The sequence below is a fragment of the Pseudomonas sp. QTF5 genome (assembly GCF_000512695.2).
In the GTDB taxonomy this organism is placed as follows: Bacteria; Pseudomonadota; Gammaproteobacteria; order Pseudomonadales; family Pseudomonadaceae; genus Aquipseudomonas.
Genome location: NZ_AZRW02000009.1, coordinates 45,121 through 60,259 on the forward strand (window position 1 = coordinate 45,121; position 15,139 = coordinate 60,259).

A 15,139-nucleotide genomic window follows, 5' to 3' on the forward strand; every position below is an offset into this window, starting at 1 on the left:
TTTCAGGGGGGCGTCAAGCAAGTTTTCAAAAAAAATTTAATTATTACCGTCGCTTACGATCCGCCCCCCGAAAATACGGGATTATTCAGCGGGCGGAACGTAGCCTTCGGCCTTGGCGTATTCCTCGCCGGAAAAGAACTTGTCCATCTCGCCCTGAAGGTATTTGCGGTCTTCGGCGTTCATCATGTTCAGGCGTTTTTCGTTGATCAGCAGGGTCTGGTGTTTCTGCCAGTCGGCCCAGGCCTTGGCCGAGACGTGGTCAAAAATGTCCTGACCTTTTGCACCCGGAAATGGAGCGCGCTCCAGGGCGGGTAATTCTTCTTTGTACTTGCGGCACATGATGGTGCGGGTCATGACGACTCTCCTGCGTTCAATACGGCGGCCGCGCGTTCGAGCAAGGTTTTGACCGGGGCGGCAAGGCCCAGGCGCGGCGGGGTGGCGAGGTTATACCAGAGCCAGTCGGCCTCGGCCACGTGATGGCCGGCCTCCTGGACCTGAACCAGCCAGGGTTCGATGGATAACTGAAAGTGGCTGAAGGTGTGTACCAGGCTCGGCAGTGCCTGTTGGCTGCCCAGCTCCAGCGAATGCTGCGAAGCCAGATGTTGCAGGTCGTCGAGGTCATCGAGTTCCGGCAGGCTCCAGAGACCGCCCCACAAGCCTGTGGAAGGGCGTCGGTAAAGCAGAATCGCACCTTCGCCGTTGGCGAGCATCGGCATCAGCGTACGCTTCTGTGGCACGGCTTTGCGCGGTTTGGGGATCGGGTAGCGGGTTTCCAGGCCAAGCATGTGCGCCTCGCAGCCCTTTTCCAGCGGGCAGAGCAGGCAGCTCGGTTTGCTGCGAGTGCAGAGCGTGGCGCCCAGGTCCATCATCGCCTGGGTGTAGGCGTTGACCCGATCATGTGGCGTAAAGCGCTCAGCGTTGGCCCACAGCTGTTTGGCAACCTTGGGCTCGCCCGGATAACCCTCTTGCGCGGTAAAGCGCGCCAGCACGCGTTTGACGTTGCCATCGAGGATCGGCGCCCGCAGGCCCATGCTCAGGCTGGCAATCGCGCCAGCGGTGGACAGCCCGATACCCGGCAGATCGGTGAGCTTTTCCACGTCACGGGGAAACTCGCCGCCATATTCGGCAACGACAATCTTCGCGGTCTTCTGCAAGTTGCGCGCGCGGGTGTAATAACCGAGGCCAGTCCACAGGTGCAGCACTTCGTCTTCCGGCGCGGCGGCCAGGGCTTCGACCGTCGGCAGCGAGGCCATGAAACGGTCGAAGTAGTTCAGCACAGTGCTGACCTGGGTTTGCTGCAACATGATTTCCGAGACCCACACCCGGTAAGGGGTGATGCCCTGCTGCCAAGGCAAATCGTGGCGGCCGTGGCGGTCGTACCAATCCAGTACCGCCGTTGAAAACTGCTCGGCTCTCATCGCTTGAACAGCCCCTTGAGCGCGTTTTTCAGTTCCGGGCTGACTTTATCGCCAAGCTTCTCGTCGATTTTTTCGCTGATCCGCTCGCCAGCCAGTTTGCTCGCGACTTGTCCCATGCGTTCGTTGTCGACGCGGCAAGCCTTGGCACCCAGTTCCAGCGGACCACGGCAGCGCAGTGGCCACTCGATGCCGACGAAGCGCTCGCTGACCTGGCAGGCCGGGTCCGGCATGTCGCTCTTGTCGCCTTCGACGATCACGCCGACACGGTAATCCATGCCCAGCACCCGCAGGTCGATGTCGCCATTACCGTTGACGGTCATGCCCGGGATACGCACTTTCAGGTCGGGGTTGCTGGCCACGCCGTTGCGCAAGGTCAGGTTGCCCTTGAGCTCTTCGAACGGTGTGTCCTTGCCCCGTGGCTCGCCGGTGAGGGTTTTGCGATTCAGGGTGGCGATGCCTTTGCACAGTTGCTGCTCAAGGTTGGCGTTGAGCAGCACGCCGTTGTTGATGACGAAACTGGCGTTGCCGTTGAGGTTGTCGATCAGCGCGCTCTGGCTATTGCCGCTGCTGGTCAGCGCGCTGTTGAGCGTAACCAGGCCTTGGACTGGCGGGTTTTTCCCCTGGCTTTCGAGGATTTTTTCCACGGGCACTTTGCTGATGCGCGTCTGCATGTTCAGCGCCGGCACTTGCTGGCGCACGTCCAGGGTACCTTTGGCTTCGAAGTTGCCGTCGTACAGGTCGCCGCGCAGATTCTCCAGTGTCAGCAGGCCGCCTTGGCCAGAGGCCTTGAGTGCAGCATTCTGAATCGGCAATTTGTCGAGGGTCAGCTGGCCAAAGGTCAGGTCGGCGTCCACGTCGAGTTTGCTCAGGCGTTCCACCGGCAACAGACGCTCGGTGCTCCACGGGCCTTTGGTCGGTGAGGGTGGTAGCGGTGAACTGCCCGCGCCAGCCATGGCCTCGGTCTCGGTGCTGGCCACTTCGGCCTGACGCACCTGCTTCGCGCTGTTGGCTTCGGCGGATTTTGGTGGCAGGGAACGGTCGACGTTGAAGGTGTCAGCCTTGAGGTTCAATCGCAGCGATTGCCTGGCGAAGTCCTCGACAGCGATGCGACCGCTGAAATTGCTGTCGTCGAGTTTCAGGTTGAGGCTGTCGAGGGACAAACTGGTCGGCGTGGCGGCAACCTGGCTCACCAGTTCGACTTTGCTCAAACTGCCTTCAGCCATTGCAGGGAGTTTCTGTCCGATGCTGTCGATGAATTTCGCCAGATCGAATTGGGCAATCGACAGGCCACCGCTGATTTTCGGGGTCTTGTCGAGGTCGTTGGCCTTCAGTTCACCCAAGGCGCGCAACTGGTTGGCGGAGATTTTGATGCCGGTCCATTCGGCGACGTTGGCAGCCCTGTCCAGCAGCAGCTGACCTTGAGCGGCGAAGGTCATGGTCTTGCCTTGCAGTGGATCGCCAGCGACTTCACCGGAGAGTTTCATGTCTTCGAATTTGTAACGCTGCAGCGCACGCTCGAAACGCAACTCGCCGGCCAGCTCGGTTCGCACCCGCAGAACAGGTTGGTTGGTACCGAGGAACGCGGTGAGTTTGACCGGGATATTGGTCGAATCATGCACCGGGCCAGTGCTCAGCTGGATGCTTTCGGCACTGAACTGCCTGCCGGTTCTCTCGTCGCTGTATTCAACGCGGGCGTTGTTGACAGTCAGGCTGTCGATGTCCAGGCGGATCGGCTGAGCCGGTTTTTCTGCCTGGGTGGTGGTCGTTGGTGTCGGTTCGCCAGCGGTGGCGGGCGGCGTGGTCGTGCCGCTCGGGGTGGCAGGTGCCGGGACCTTGCCGATGTCTTCCCAGTTGCCATGGCCGTCCTTGTCGCGGTTCAGGCGCAGGTTCAGGCCTTCAACGCGCACATCGCTCATCTGCACTTCGCGGCGCAGCAGCGGAATCACGCGGACCGACAGGCCGAGCATCTGCAAGTCTGCGAACGGTTCGGCAGGCTTGGCCAGGGTCGCCACACTGGCTTCATGCAACTCCAGGCCTAGCCAGGGAAACAGGCTCCAGCCGATATCGCCATTGAGCGTCAGCTCGATGTGGGCCTTGTCGCGGGCAATCTGGCGAATCTCGTCTTTATAGTCGTTGGGATCGAAGAGGTGGGTCAGGGCAAAGCCCAGCGCCACAATGATCAGCAACAGCCCGAGAATTACCAGACCCAGGATTTTGCCGAACGCTTTCATGGGCGAGTCCTTGTATTAGTCGAATTCGAAATTTAGCCAGGGAGTATAGCGCTCCGACGTAGCTGACCGGTCAGCGATCACGTGGGCAGCACATCCAGCGGTACCTTCAGCTTGGCTGCCAGTGCCTGAGCTTCGAGGTGCCCGGCAGGTGCCAACAACCGCAATGTCGCGCCCGATTGCGACGCCATTTTCTGCGCTTCGTTCACTAGACGCTCGGCAACGCCACGACGACGGGTGATTTTTCGTACGCATAAATGGGACAAGTGCCAGACATCGGGGTGCCGTTGCAGACGTGCCGCACCCAACAGCCGATCGTTGAAGCGTCCGGCGATCAGCGAACCGTCCCGCAGGCAGTCTTCAATCAGCTGCAGGTCCCCTGTAAATGGCGCAAACAGCCAGTCCGGGGCGTCGCGATAGATTTTCTGAAGATCTTGCTGATCCTGATAAGTGGCGTGGTTCAGCAGCTCGACAATGATCGGCATGGTGTCTCCCTTGAAAGCTAATCCGGTCCCGTAGATACCGTCTTGACGTATTCCCGGTGTAGGAGCTGGCTTGCCAGCGAAGGCGGTCTCACGGCATGCAGCGCTCTTGAAAACGCCTTCGCCGGCAAGCCGGCCGGGTTCGGTGTTGTTCACAACGTGAACCAAATCGGATGACATACAAAAGGTAATGTCACTTTGATTTCCCTGTCACGTGCAAATGGTAACCTCTGCCCGTTCGTCCGTCCTTCTGCGGCGTGATGTTGCACCAAAATGGAGCTTCACCTAAAAAACGGTCATGTCTGCGTGCATAAAGGCTGGGGTGAAGAACGGCTGGCGAACAATACTAATAATTGGGGGAAACACCATGACCACGAGCATCACGGCGGACGGCCTCAAAGCCGATCAGCCCGCGTTCCTGTCCAAGGAACGCATCATCGCCAAGCCCGGTTTCAACCGTTGGCTGGTACCACCGGCCGCTCTGGCCATCCACCTGTGCATCGGCATGGCCTACGGCTTTTCGGTGTTCTGGTTGCCATTGTCCAAAGCCCTGGGCGTCACCAAGGCCGTGACTTGCGCGCCGGACATGAGCTTCATCGCTCAGGTCTTTTCGTCTCAATGCGATTGGCCGATCTCGATGCTCGGCTGGATCTACACCCTGTTCTTCATCTTCCTTGGCTGCTCGGCAGCAATCTGGGGCGGCTGGCTGGAACACGCAGGTCCCCGCAAGGCCGGTGTGGTGTCGGCACTGTGCTGGTGTGGCGGTCTGCTGATTTCGGCGCTGGGGGTCTATACCCACCAGATCTGGCTGATGTGGATCGGCTCCGGGGTCATCGGCGGTATCGGCCTGGGCCTGGGTTACATCTCGCCGGTCTCGACCCTGATCAAGTGGTTCCCGGACAAGCGCGGCATGGCGACCGGTATGGCGATCATGGGCTTCGGTGGTGGCGCGATGGTTGGTGCTCCACTGGCCGCAGCGCTGATGGGCCACTTCGCTTCGCCAACCAGCGTCGGCGTATGGCAGAGCTTCCTGGTGATGGCCGCGATCTACTTCGTGTTCATGATCGGTGGCGCGCTGTCCTACCGCGTTCCGCCAACCGGCTGGAAGCCTGAAGGCTGGACTGCTCCGGCGAAAAAAGCCTCGAATGCAATGATCACTCACCGTCATGTCCATGTGAATGTGGCGTGGAAGACTCCGCAATTCCGTCTGGTGTGGTTGGTGCTGTGCCTGAACGTTTCGGCGGGTATCGGCATTCTCGGCATGGCTTCGCCACTGTTGCAGGAAGTCTTTGCCGGTAAATTGCTGGGCACCGACCAGACATTTGGTCAGCTGGATGCCGGGCAACTGGCCTCGATCGCCGCGATTGCTGCCGGCTTCACCGGGTTGTTGAGCCTGTTCAACATTGGTGGCCGGTTCTTCTGGGCTTCGTTCTCGGACTACCTGGGCCGCAAAAACACCTATTTCGTATTCTTCGCCCTGGGTTTTGCCCTGTACGCGTTGATTCCTAATCTCGGTCACCTGGGTAGCGTTGCGCTGTTCGTGGCGGCGTTCTGCGTCATCCTGTCGATGTACGGCGGTGGTTTTGCGACGGTGCCGGCTTACCTGGCGGACCTGTTCGGTACGCAAATGGTCGGCGCGATCCACGGTCGTCTGCTGACGGCGTGGGCGGCGGCGGGCGTGTTGGGGCCGGTGTTGGTGAACTACCTGCGCGAATATCAGCTGAGCATCGGCGTTGAACGCGCCGCGGCGTATGACATCACCCTGTACATACTCGCGGGCCTGTTGGTGCTGGGCTTTCTGTGCAACCTGATGGTTCGCCCGGTGGCCGACAAGTACTTCATGACCGACGCTGAACTGGCCGCCGAACAGGCGCTGGGCCACGACAAAGGAGCTGACGCCAGCACCGTGCTGGAGTGGAAAGCGGATGCAGGCACCAAGCCGTTGGCGGTGGCTGCGTGGCTGGTGGTGGGCATTCCGTTGGCATGGGGTGTTTGGGTGACGCTGCAGAAAACTGCGGTTCTCTTCCACTAACGCAAAACCCCTGTGGGAGCGGGCTTGCTCGCGAAGAGGGAGTGTCAGTCGACATCAATGTTGCCTGGCACACCGCTTTCGCGAGCAAGCCCGCTCCCACATTTGTTCTCCGTGGGCACAGATTTTGTGTTTGCCGGCTTGTACTGACATGTCTATCCCCGACAGCGGGGGATTCACTCCGTCAGTGATATCACCTCCCGTGTTTCTGTTTCCCGCCCGCGACCCTATAATGGCTGCCTTTTTCGCCCCAATGATTTTTGCGGAGCTGGTGATGGCCGAACGTATGGCGTCAGTCGAGCGCGACACTCTGGAAACCCAGATCAAAGCCTCGATCAACCTGGATGGCACCGGAAAGGCCCGATTTGATATCGGTGTACCTTTTCTTGAGCACATGCTGGACCAGATCGCCCGTCACGGGCTGATCGACCTGGATATTGTCAGCAAGGGCGACCTGCATATCGACGACCACCACACGGTGGAAGACGTCGGTATCACGTTGGGTCAGGCGTTCACCAAAGCCATCGGCGACAAGAAAGGCATCCGTCGCTACGGCCACGCCTACGTGCCGCTCGATGAAGCGCTGTCGCGCGTGGTGATCGACTTCTCCGGCCGTCCTGGCCTGCAGATGCATGTTCCTTATACCCGCGCGACCGTCGGCGGCTTCGACGTTGACCTGTTCCAGGAATTTTTTCAGGGCTTCGTCAACCACGCCAACGTCACCCTGCACATCGACAATCTGCGTGGGCACAACACCCACCACCAGATCGAAACCGTGTTCAAGGCTTTCGGCCGCGCCCTGCGCATGGCCGTGGAGCTGGATGACCGCATGGCCGGGCAAATGCCGTCGACCAAAGGCGTTCTGTAATGCAGACGGTCGCGGTTATCGATTACGGCATGGGCAACCTGCATTCGGTGGCCAAGGCCCTCGAGCACGTCGGTGCCGGCAAGGTGCTGATCACCAGCGATGCCGATGTGATTCGTGAAGCCGACCGGGTGGTATTCCCCGGCGTCGGCGCGATTCGCGATTGCATGGCGGAGATCCGTCGTCTGGGCTTCGATTCACTGGTGCGTGAAGTCAGCCAGGACCGTCCGTTCCTTGGCATCTGCGTCGGCATGCAAGCCTTGCTCGACAGCAGTGAAGAGAACAATGGCGTGGACTGCATCGGCCTGTTTCCGGGCCAGGTGAAGTTCTTCGGCAAGGATTTGCACGAAGACGGCGAACACTTGAAAGTCCCGCACATGGGCTGGAACGAAGTGAAGCAGAAGGTGAGTCACCCACTGTGGCACGACATCCCTGATCTGGCGCGTTTCTACTTCGTGCACAGCTATTACATCGCTGCCGGCAATGCGCGGCAGGTGGTGGGTAGCGGTCATTACGGCGTCGATTTTGCCGCCGCGTTGGCCGAGGGCTCGCGTTTCGCCGTGCAGTTTCACCCGGAGAAGAGCCACACCCATGGCCTGCAATTGCTGCAGAACTTCGCTGCGTGGGACGGTCGCTGGTAAATGGCTGCCAAAAAGAAGCCGCCGATCCTGACCCTCACTCCCGAGCAGGAGAACGAGGCCAATCACAAGATCAAACGCTTCATGGAGGATCGCTTCGAGCTGAACCTGGGTTCGTTCGAAGCGGCTGAAATCCTTGAGCTGTTTACCCGCGAAATTGCTCCGCACTATTACAACAGGGCGATTTTCGATGTGCAGACGCACCTCAAAGAGAGGTTCGAAAGCATCGAAAGCGACCTGTGGGCGCTCGAGAAAAACTGATTTCCGAGCGAAGCTGAATACTCGAATTTGAAGGTTTGCCAGATGCTGATTATTCCCGCTATCGATCTCAAAGACGGTGCCTGTGTTCGTCTGCGCCAGGGCCGCATGGAAGATTCCACGGTGTTCTCCGATGACCCGGTGAGCATGGCTGCCAAGTGGGTGGAAGGCGGTTGCCGCCGTCTGCATCTGGTCGACTTGAACGGTGCCTTCGAAGGCCAGCCGGTCAACGGCGAAGTGGTCACCGCCATCGCCAAGCGCTACCCGAACCTGCCGATTCAGATCGGCGGCGGTATCCGCTCGCTGGAAACCATCGAACACTATGTGAAAGCGGGCGTGAGCTACGTGATCATCGGTACCAAAGCCGTGAAAGATCCGGCTTTCGTTGCCGAGGCCTGCCGCGCGTTCCCGGGCAAAGTGATCGTCGGTCTGGATGCCAAAGACGGTTTTGTCGCCACTGACGGCTGGGCTGAAATCAGCACCATTCAGGTGATTGACCTGGCCAAGCAATTCGAAGCCGACGGCGTGTCCGCGATCGTTTATACCGACATCGCCAAAGACGGCATGATGCAGGGCTGCAACGTTTCGTACACCGCCGCTTTGGCCGCTGCGACGAAGATTCCGGTGATCGCTTCCGGCGGTATCCACAATCTGGGTGACATCAAGTCGCTGCTCGACGCCAAGGCGCCAGGCATCATCGGCGCCATCACCGGCCGGGCGATTTACGAAGGCACCCTCGATGTCGCTGAAGCGCAAACTTTCTGCGATTCGTACAAAGGCTGAGGACTCACCATGGCGCTGGCCAAACGCATCATCCCTTGCCTGGACGTGGATAACGGCCGGGTGGTCAAGGGCGTCAAGTTCGAGAATATTCGCGACGCAGGCGACCCGGTGGAAATCGCCCGTCGCTACGACGAGCAAGGTGCCGACGAGATTACCTTTCTCGACATCACCGCCAGCGTCGACGGTCGCGACACCACGCTGCATACCGTCGAACGCATGGCCAGCCAGGTGTTCATCCCGCTGACCGTGGGTGGCGGCGTGCGTACCGTGCAGGACATTCGCAACTTGCTCAATGCCGGTGCGGACAAGGTCTCGATCAACACCGCTGCGGTGTTCAACCCGGAATTCGTCGGCGAAGCGGCTCAGCATTTCGGCTCGCAATGCATTGTCGTCGCCATTGACGCGAAGAAAGTTTCCGGTCCGGGCGAAACCCCGCGCTGGGAAATCTTCACTCATGGCGGTCGCAAGCCAACCGGCCTCGACGCCGTTGAGTGGGCGAAGAAGATGGAAAGCCTCGGTGCCGGTGAAATCCTGCTGACCAGCATGGACCAGGACGGCATGAAAAACGGCTTCGACCTGGGCGTTACCCGCGCCATCAGTGATGCACTGGGGATTCCGGTGATCGCGTCCGGCGGTGTCGGCAACTTGCAGCACTTGGCCGACGGCATTCTCGAAGGCCATGCCAGCGCGGTGCTGGCGGCGAGTATTTTCCACTTCGGCGAATACACCGTGCAGGAAGCCAAGGCCTACATGGCTCATCGCGGCATCGTGATGCGTTAAACACTACAGGCCAGTGGACAGTATGGCGTGCTCAAGGCACTCTTGAGCACGCCATGGATTCCGGTAGCCCGACATGCTTAAACGTCTTCTTCTTGTCCTCGCCAGCGCTTCTCTGTTGCTCATCAACGGAGCCCGCGCCGAAGAAAATCCCGCCACCGACCTGGTGCTGCTGACGGAAAACTTCCCGCCGTACAACATGGCGAAGAACGGCAAAAATTTTGCTCAGGACGAGAACATCAACGGCATCGCCGTGGACATCGTTCGCGAGATGTTCAAGCGCGCCGACATCACTTACAGCCTGACGCTGCGTTTCCCTTGGGAGCGAATCTACAAACTCGCCCTGGAGAAGCCCGGTTATGGCGTATTCGTGATGGCGCGGTTGCCGGACCGCGAGAAACTCTTCAAGTGGGTCGGCCCTATCGGCCCGGACGACTGGATCATGCTGGCCAAGGCCGATAGCAAGATCACCCTCGAGTCGCTGGAGCAGGCGCGCAAATACAAGATTGGTGCCTACAAGGGCGACGCGATTGCCGAGACATTGGCCAAGCAAGGATTGAAACCGATTGTTGTGCTGCGCGATCAAGACAACGCAAAAAAACTGGTCAACGGCCAGATAGATCTGTGGGCCACCGGTGACCCGGCAGGCCGCTATCTGGCGCGCCAGGAAGGCGTGAGCGGGCTCAAGACCGTGCTGCGCTTCAACAGCGCCGAGTTGTATCTGGCGCTGAATAAAGACGTTTCGGATGAAACCGTCGCCAAGCTGCAAGCCGCGCTGGATCAGCTGCGCAAGGAAGGCGTCGTTGACGACATCATGGGTCGCTATTTGTAGCAACTACCTCGATGTTGTCTGAAGCGCAGCGTCCGGCATCGCGCTCAAATACACAGCACTTGTAAACACGTTATTCAATGTTGCCCTTGTCAGGCGCTGATGCGTGGAGTCGACGCCGATAATGCAGAGTGCATGCGCACCGTTTTGTGGCCCTATCTCAACATCGATGTAAGCGTCTTCAGCGCTAATGGCGGCGCTGTAATTGCCGGGAGCCTTGCAGTCTCTGGCGTTACGCACCGCTTTGTAGCGATAGAAAGGTGCCTCGAGGGAGAACCTGAAGTCCCAGGCAGGCAATACGATCTGCCCATCCGCACTTTGCGTTCTACGAACGTATGACTTGAGATTCCAGGGCTCCGTGACGGTCAGCTCGACAGATGCCAGGGAGCAGTTCGGCCCATTACGGGTGAAGACGCCATCGATAAAGCAGTCATGCAGAAAGTTGGCGGAATAGTTGTAGTTGAAACGCGCGGCGTGGCACGACGAGGAGTGTTCGCAGCCAACTGGAGCAGGCGTATTGCGGTAGGCTCCGACTTGACTGACGATGCCGGTGATTTCGTTGGTGCGGCGGTTCAGCATCGGGCTGCCGGAACTGCCGGCGTGAAGGTCGCAACGGTTTTTCATGGCCAAAGGGAACACCCCTGGGTGATCGATAAACGTTCCGGCGGTTTGTTCGGCGCAAACGCTCAATCGAAGCCCGTGTTCGGTGAAGCCGCTCGGCGCGCCAACGTTAAGCACATCGTGGCTCTCGTTGGTTTGATGGGACGCCAGCTTGAGCGGATTGATCCCGGCCTGTATCAGCGATGCCAATGTGGCGTCGACCTCAAGTACTGCCAGATCAGTCCCTACCAGACTGCTCCACCGGGCGGTACGGATAGCGTATTGGCGATGACGTTGGGGCGTGTCATAAAAGTAATGGAAGGTGACTTTGGCCTCTATAGGCAGATTGGTCCGCGCCGAACCGAATTGAAAGAACACACAATGACCACTGGTGAGTAGATAGGCAGGGCCAGTCGGGCGGCGTTGCCTGTCTCGCGTGTCCAGAAGAACGGCGCTACAGGTTTCTCCCGATTGCAGGCTCAGGCGTCCGATGCCGCTCCAGAGTTCATAATGGTGCTCGCTGTTTTGCAGCGCTCTCGAAGTCGCGCCGTTGACGGCGCCTTCTCCAAGGTCGCGCGCCTGTACTGTGGTATTTGTTGCCAGGCCGATCAGGGCCGCCAGGTAAAAGTAGCTGAGGTATTTCATGGCCATTCCTTGGTGATGAAATTCAGGGTGCGCACTATCGTGGCACGGCGCTGAATACCAAGAGGCATAAATAGTTATCGAGAGTGTTGATTATTTGCCGGGCGGGAGACGGTATTGCCCGTCCTTGCCGTGAGCAGCTGTTGCGCGATTGCCGCGCACGCTGATCATCTGTTCGATGTCGATCCAGTCAATCCCCTGCGCCTTGAGTTTGGGCAGCTCACGCTCCAGCACGGCCAGCGTCTGCGGATACGGATGCCCGATCATCACCGCCGAACCCTGCTTGCGCGCCAGGCTTATTGCCGTCTGTAGTTGAGTGAAGATCGCCGTTTCAGTGGGCTCGTCATCCAGAAACACATCCCGCGAAACGCTCGCCAAACCAATCTTCTGCGCCTCGGCGGCTGCCACTGTTTGCGCACTGGTGCGGCTGTCGACGAAGAAACTGTGCCGACGCTGCAAGTTCGCCATCAGCCAGGCCATGGCCGGTTGCTGAACGGTCATGCGACTGCCCATGTGGTTGTTGATGCCGGCGGTGTGTGGCACTGCCTTGAACGCCGCGTTCAGGCGCTTCTCGAGTTCTTCGATGGCCAGGTCGGGATGCCAGGCGAACGGTCCGGTGGCCGGGGCCATGGGCATGTGCAGGATAACGATCTTGCCGGCGCGATGGGCTTCGCGGGCGAATTCGGTGGCGTGGGGCGTATCGGGCATGATGGCCGTGGTGACCGGGCCGGGCAGAGCCAGCACGCGGCGATCCTGGGGCAGGCTTTGCCCCAGGTCATCGATGATCAGGCTCAGATAAGCCTTCGCAGGTGTGGCCGCTGTTGTGGCAGGTGCCGCGTGAGCAACACCCGCCAGACAACAGAGCAGACCGAGGAGCAACCGCAGGCGCATCTCAGCGGCCGGAGGTGATGCTCAGCCCTTTGAGCAGGCTCAGGGCCTGGGCCAACTGATAATCGTCATCCTGCGGCATGGCTTTGGCTTTGCCAGCGGAACCGGTCGGTTTGTCGGCGCCGCCGTTGCCATTGCCCAGGTGGCCTTGCAGATCGGCTTCCTTGAAGTATTCGCCGTCCTGCTCGTTGGTGATTTTGGCCTTGCGTACTTCGATGTCCGGGACGATGCCCTGTGCCTGAATCGAGCGGCCGTTCGGCGTGTAGTACAGCGCCGTGGTGATTTTCAGTGCGCGTTCGTTGTTCAGCGGCAACACGGTCTGGACCGAGCCTTTGCCGAAACTGGTGGTGCCCATGACCACTGCGCGTTTCTGATCCTGCAGGGCGCCGGCGACAATTTCCGAGGCCGAGGCGCTGCCGCCGTTGATCAGCACGACCATTGGCACGGCTTCGCTTTCGTCCTTGCCGGTGGCGGAGAAGCGCAGTTCGGAGTTGGCGATGCGGCCCTTGGTGTAGACGATCAGGCCCTTGGTGATGAAGTGGTCGACCACTTCCACCGCCGATTGCAGCACGCCGCCCGGGTTGTTGCGCAGGTCGAGGACGATGCCGTTGAGCTTCTTGCCGTTGTCCTTGCGCAACTTGGCCAGGGCCTTGGAGACCTCTTCGCCGGTCTTGACCTGGAACTGGGTGATGCGGATGTAACCGTAGCCGGATTCCAGCAACTGGCTCTTCACGCTCTTCACTTGAATGATGGCGCGGACCAGGGTCACATCGAACGGCGCACCGCCGTCGCGGACCAGGGTCAGGGTGATCTTCTGGCCGATCTTGCCGCGCATCTTGTCCACGGCTTCGGTCATGCTCTGGCCGCGAGTCGGCTGACCATTGATCTTGACGATGAAGTCACCGGCCTGAATGCCAGCCTTGGAGGCCGGGGTGTCATCGATGGGTGAAACCACTTTGATGAAACCGTCTTCGGCGCCGACTTCGATACCCAGGCCGCCGAATTCGCCGCTGGTGCTTTCCTGCAATTCAGCGAAGTCTTCCGGGCCAAGGTATGCGGAGTGCGGGTCGAGGTTGCTGAGCATGCCTTTGATGGCGTTTTCCAGCAGGGTCTTGTCGTCCACCGGTTCTACATACGCTGCCTTGATCCGGTCCATGACTTCGGCAAAGGTGCGCAACTCGTCCAGCGGCAATGGCGCCTTGGTGGTTGCAGCGGTGCCGGCAGGCGCAACCGCCGGGGCCGGTTGGGCGGCAAGCGCCAGAGGCGCGCCGATCACCAGGGCAATCGTCAGGGCCAGCGAGGTAAGGCGGGACAAATACAGCATGTCGAACGAACTCCTGAATTAGGTAACGTGCTTATCCTTGCGCACGACACCATTGCGCTGGATCACTCGGGTGACCCTGCTGACGAATAGCGAAATACAGCGCAGGTGTGTCCTGCCCGCCACTGCTACCGACAGTGGAGATGGACTCACCGGCTTTTACCACGTCACCCGCAGACTTGAGCAGCGTCTGGTTGTGACCGTAAAGACTCAAAAAACCGTTGCCGTGGTCGAGGATCACCAGCAACCCGGCGCCTCGCAACCAATCGGCAAACACCACGCGACCGCCATGAACGGCATGCACCTGGCTGCCGGCGGAGGCGCTGATCATCACGCCGTCCCATTTGGCACGGGCGTCGTCGCCACGGCTTTCACCAAAGCGTGCCAGCAGCCGACCATCGACCGGCCATGGAAGTCTGCCTCGGGAGGAAGCAAACGGGCCGCCAAAAGTCTCGCCGGAACTTGAAACCAATGCGCCGGGTGTCGATTTAACGGTTCTGCGTGGGGCATCGGTGGCATCTGCTTCAGCCTGAGCCTCACGTAAACGCTTTTTTTCGGCTTCCTGCTGGGCGATCAGCGCTTTTTGTCGCGCTTCTTCTGCCTCACGAGCCTGGCGGGCCAAGGTTTCTTCGATGGTTTTAAGGACTTTAGACAGGTCCGCTTGATCCTGCTCACGGGCGGCCAGTTTCTGGTCGCGGGCCTTCACATCGTCGTTGAGCTTGGCCAGGACTTGCTGGCGCTCTTTGCGAACCTTGTCGAGTTCGTCGCGCTGGCTGTCGAGGCTGCTTTTCTGCACCAGCAATTGCGCCTGCTGCATGGCGATGTCGTTTTCGACATTGGCCAGTTGGCGCAGGGTTTCGTTGAAATTCTTCAGCTGCTCCAGGCGGGCCTGGCTCAGGTAGTCGTAATAGGTGAGGGTGCGGGCGAATTTTTCCGGGTTCTGCTGGTTGAGCAGCAGCTTCAGGTACTCCTGACGGCCATTCTGATAGGCCGCGCGGGCCTGGATGGCGATCAGTCGTTGCTGTTCAATACGCGCGCTCTGGAGTTTTTTTTTCTCGGCATCGAGTCGCTGTAGCTCGGATTCGCTTTTCTTCAGCTCTTTTTGCAGCGCTTCGACCTGCTTCTCGAGCTTGCCCATCTCGGTTTCGGTGCCTTTGAGGTCTTTCTGCACCCCGGACTTTTCTTCCTGGAGTTTACCCAGCAATTTTTTAAGCTCGGCAATGTCCTGACGCGTGGCGTCCAACTGTTGTTGGGTTTGCGTGCGCTCGTCGGCAAAGGCCGGTTGAAGCAGGCAAGTCAGGGCAAGGGCTATCAGGACGCGAAGCATAGAGGCGGGCGACACCAGGGAAAGGGACGGCCTAGTATGCCCGCCATGCGCAGC

Annotated in this window: 15 protein-coding genes; 7 read left to right on the top strand and 8 right to left on the bottom strand. The window is 59.6% G+C overall.

What is annotated here, in order from left to right:
* Window positions 1-81 precede the first annotated feature (81 nt).
* The 4 genes from IC37_RS09625 to IC37_RS09640 all read right to left on the bottom strand — a co-directional run bounded on the left by IC37_RS09625 (window position 82) and on the right by IC37_RS09640 (window position 4,131).
* Window positions 82-354, bottom strand: a complete 273-nt coding sequence (locus tag IC37_RS09625; RefSeq protein WP_007897448.1) for an oxidative damage protection protein — start codon at window positions 352-354, stop codon at window positions 82-84.
* Window positions 351-1,418, bottom strand: coding sequence for an A/G-specific adenine glycosylase (gene mutY, locus IC37_RS09630; RefSeq protein WP_030129291.1), 1,068 nt, complete (start codon window positions 1,416-1,418; stop codon window positions 351-353). The genes IC37_RS09625 and mutY overlap by 4 nt, the downstream gene beginning before the upstream one ends.
* The gene (locus IC37_RS09635; protein WP_095920349.1) at window positions 1,415-3,649 is read right to left on the bottom strand and encodes an AsmA family protein; all 2,235 of its coding nucleotides are present in this window, start codon (window positions 3,647-3,649) and stop codon (window positions 1,415-1,417) included. Before IC37_RS09635 ends, mutY begins: the two co-directional genes overlap by 4 nt.
* Window positions 3,650-3,726: 77 nt before the next feature.
* Window positions 3,727-4,131, bottom strand: a complete 405-nt coding sequence (locus tag IC37_RS09640) for an acetyl-CoA sensor PanZ family protein (RefSeq protein WP_030129289.1) — start codon at window positions 4,129-4,131, stop codon at window positions 3,727-3,729.
* 364 nt (window positions 4,132-4,495) lie between these two features.
* On the opposite strand from IC37_RS09640, the gene IC37_RS09645 reads away from it, so the two are divergent.
* The 7 genes from IC37_RS09645 to IC37_RS09675 all read left to right on the top strand — a co-directional run bounded on the left by IC37_RS09645 (window position 4,496) and on the right by IC37_RS09675 (window position 10,310).
* Window positions 4,496-6,160, top strand: coding sequence for an OFA family MFS transporter (locus tag IC37_RS09645; protein WP_030129288.1), 1,665 nt, complete (start codon window positions 4,496-4,498; stop codon window positions 6,158-6,160).
* A 271-nt stretch (window positions 6,161-6,431) separates the two neighbouring features.
* Window positions 6,432-7,025: an imidazoleglycerol-phosphate dehydratase HisB gene (gene hisB, locus IC37_RS09650; RefSeq protein WP_007939452.1), complete on the top strand. Its 594-nt coding sequence runs from the start codon at window positions 6,432-6,434 to the stop codon at window positions 7,023-7,025.
* Complete coding sequence (gene hisH / locus IC37_RS09655) at window positions 7,025-7,663, top strand: imidazole glycerol phosphate synthase subunit HisH (RefSeq protein ID WP_030129287.1); 639 nt, start codon at window positions 7,025-7,027, stop codon at window positions 7,661-7,663. The genes hisB and hisH overlap by 1 nt, the downstream gene beginning before the upstream one ends.
* Entirely contained in the window at window positions 7,664-7,921 is a 258-nt protein-coding gene (locus IC37_RS09660; protein ID WP_030129286.1) for a DUF2164 domain-containing protein, read from the top strand.
* A 42-nt stretch (window positions 7,922-7,963) separates the two neighbouring features.
* Window positions 7,964-8,701, top strand: a complete 738-nt coding sequence (gene hisA, locus IC37_RS09665) for a 1-(5-phosphoribosyl)-5-[(5-phosphoribosylamino)methylideneamino]imidazole-4-carboxamide isomerase (RefSeq protein ID WP_030129285.1) — start codon at window positions 7,964-7,966, stop codon at window positions 8,699-8,701.
* Between the two features lie 9 nt (window positions 8,702-8,710).
* The gene (hisF, locus tag IC37_RS09670) at window positions 8,711-9,481 is read left to right on the top strand and encodes an imidazole glycerol phosphate synthase subunit HisF (RefSeq protein WP_030129284.1); all 771 of its coding nucleotides are present in this window, start codon (window positions 8,711-8,713) and stop codon (window positions 9,479-9,481) included.
* Between the two features lie 73 nt (window positions 9,482-9,554).
* Window positions 9,555-10,310 (top strand): ABC transporter substrate-binding protein, encoded by a 756-nt coding sequence (locus tag IC37_RS09675; RefSeq protein ID WP_030129283.1) that lies wholly within the window; start codon window positions 9,555-9,557, stop codon window positions 10,308-10,310.
* Between the two features lie 3 nt (window positions 10,311-10,313).
* Here the strand turns inward: IC37_RS09675 and IC37_RS09680 are convergent, their stop codons facing one another.
* The 4 genes from IC37_RS09680 to IC37_RS09695 form a co-directional block, all read right to left on the bottom strand.
* Window positions 10,314-11,552, bottom strand: a complete 1,239-nt coding sequence (locus IC37_RS09680) for a serine protease (protein WP_030129282.1) — start codon at window positions 11,550-11,552, stop codon at window positions 10,314-10,316.
* Between the two features lie 90 nt (window positions 11,553-11,642).
* Window positions 11,643-12,440 (bottom strand): divergent polysaccharide deacetylase family protein, encoded by a 798-nt coding sequence (locus IC37_RS09685; protein ID WP_030129281.1) that lies wholly within the window; start codon window positions 12,438-12,440, stop codon window positions 11,643-11,645.
* Window position 12,441: 1 nt separating this feature from the next.
* Window positions 12,442-13,761, bottom strand: a complete 1,320-nt coding sequence (locus IC37_RS09690; protein ID WP_030129280.1) for a S41 family peptidase — start codon at window positions 13,759-13,761, stop codon at window positions 12,442-12,444.
* A gap of 31 nt (window positions 13,762-13,792) precedes the next feature.
* Window positions 13,793-15,085 carry a murein hydrolase activator EnvC gene (locus IC37_RS09695; RefSeq protein ID WP_030129279.1) on the bottom strand — a complete coding sequence of 431 codons (1,293 nt, stop codon included), beginning with the start codon at window positions 15,083-15,085 and terminating at the stop codon, window positions 13,793-13,795.
* Between the last annotated feature and the right edge of the window lie 54 nt (window positions 15,086-15,139).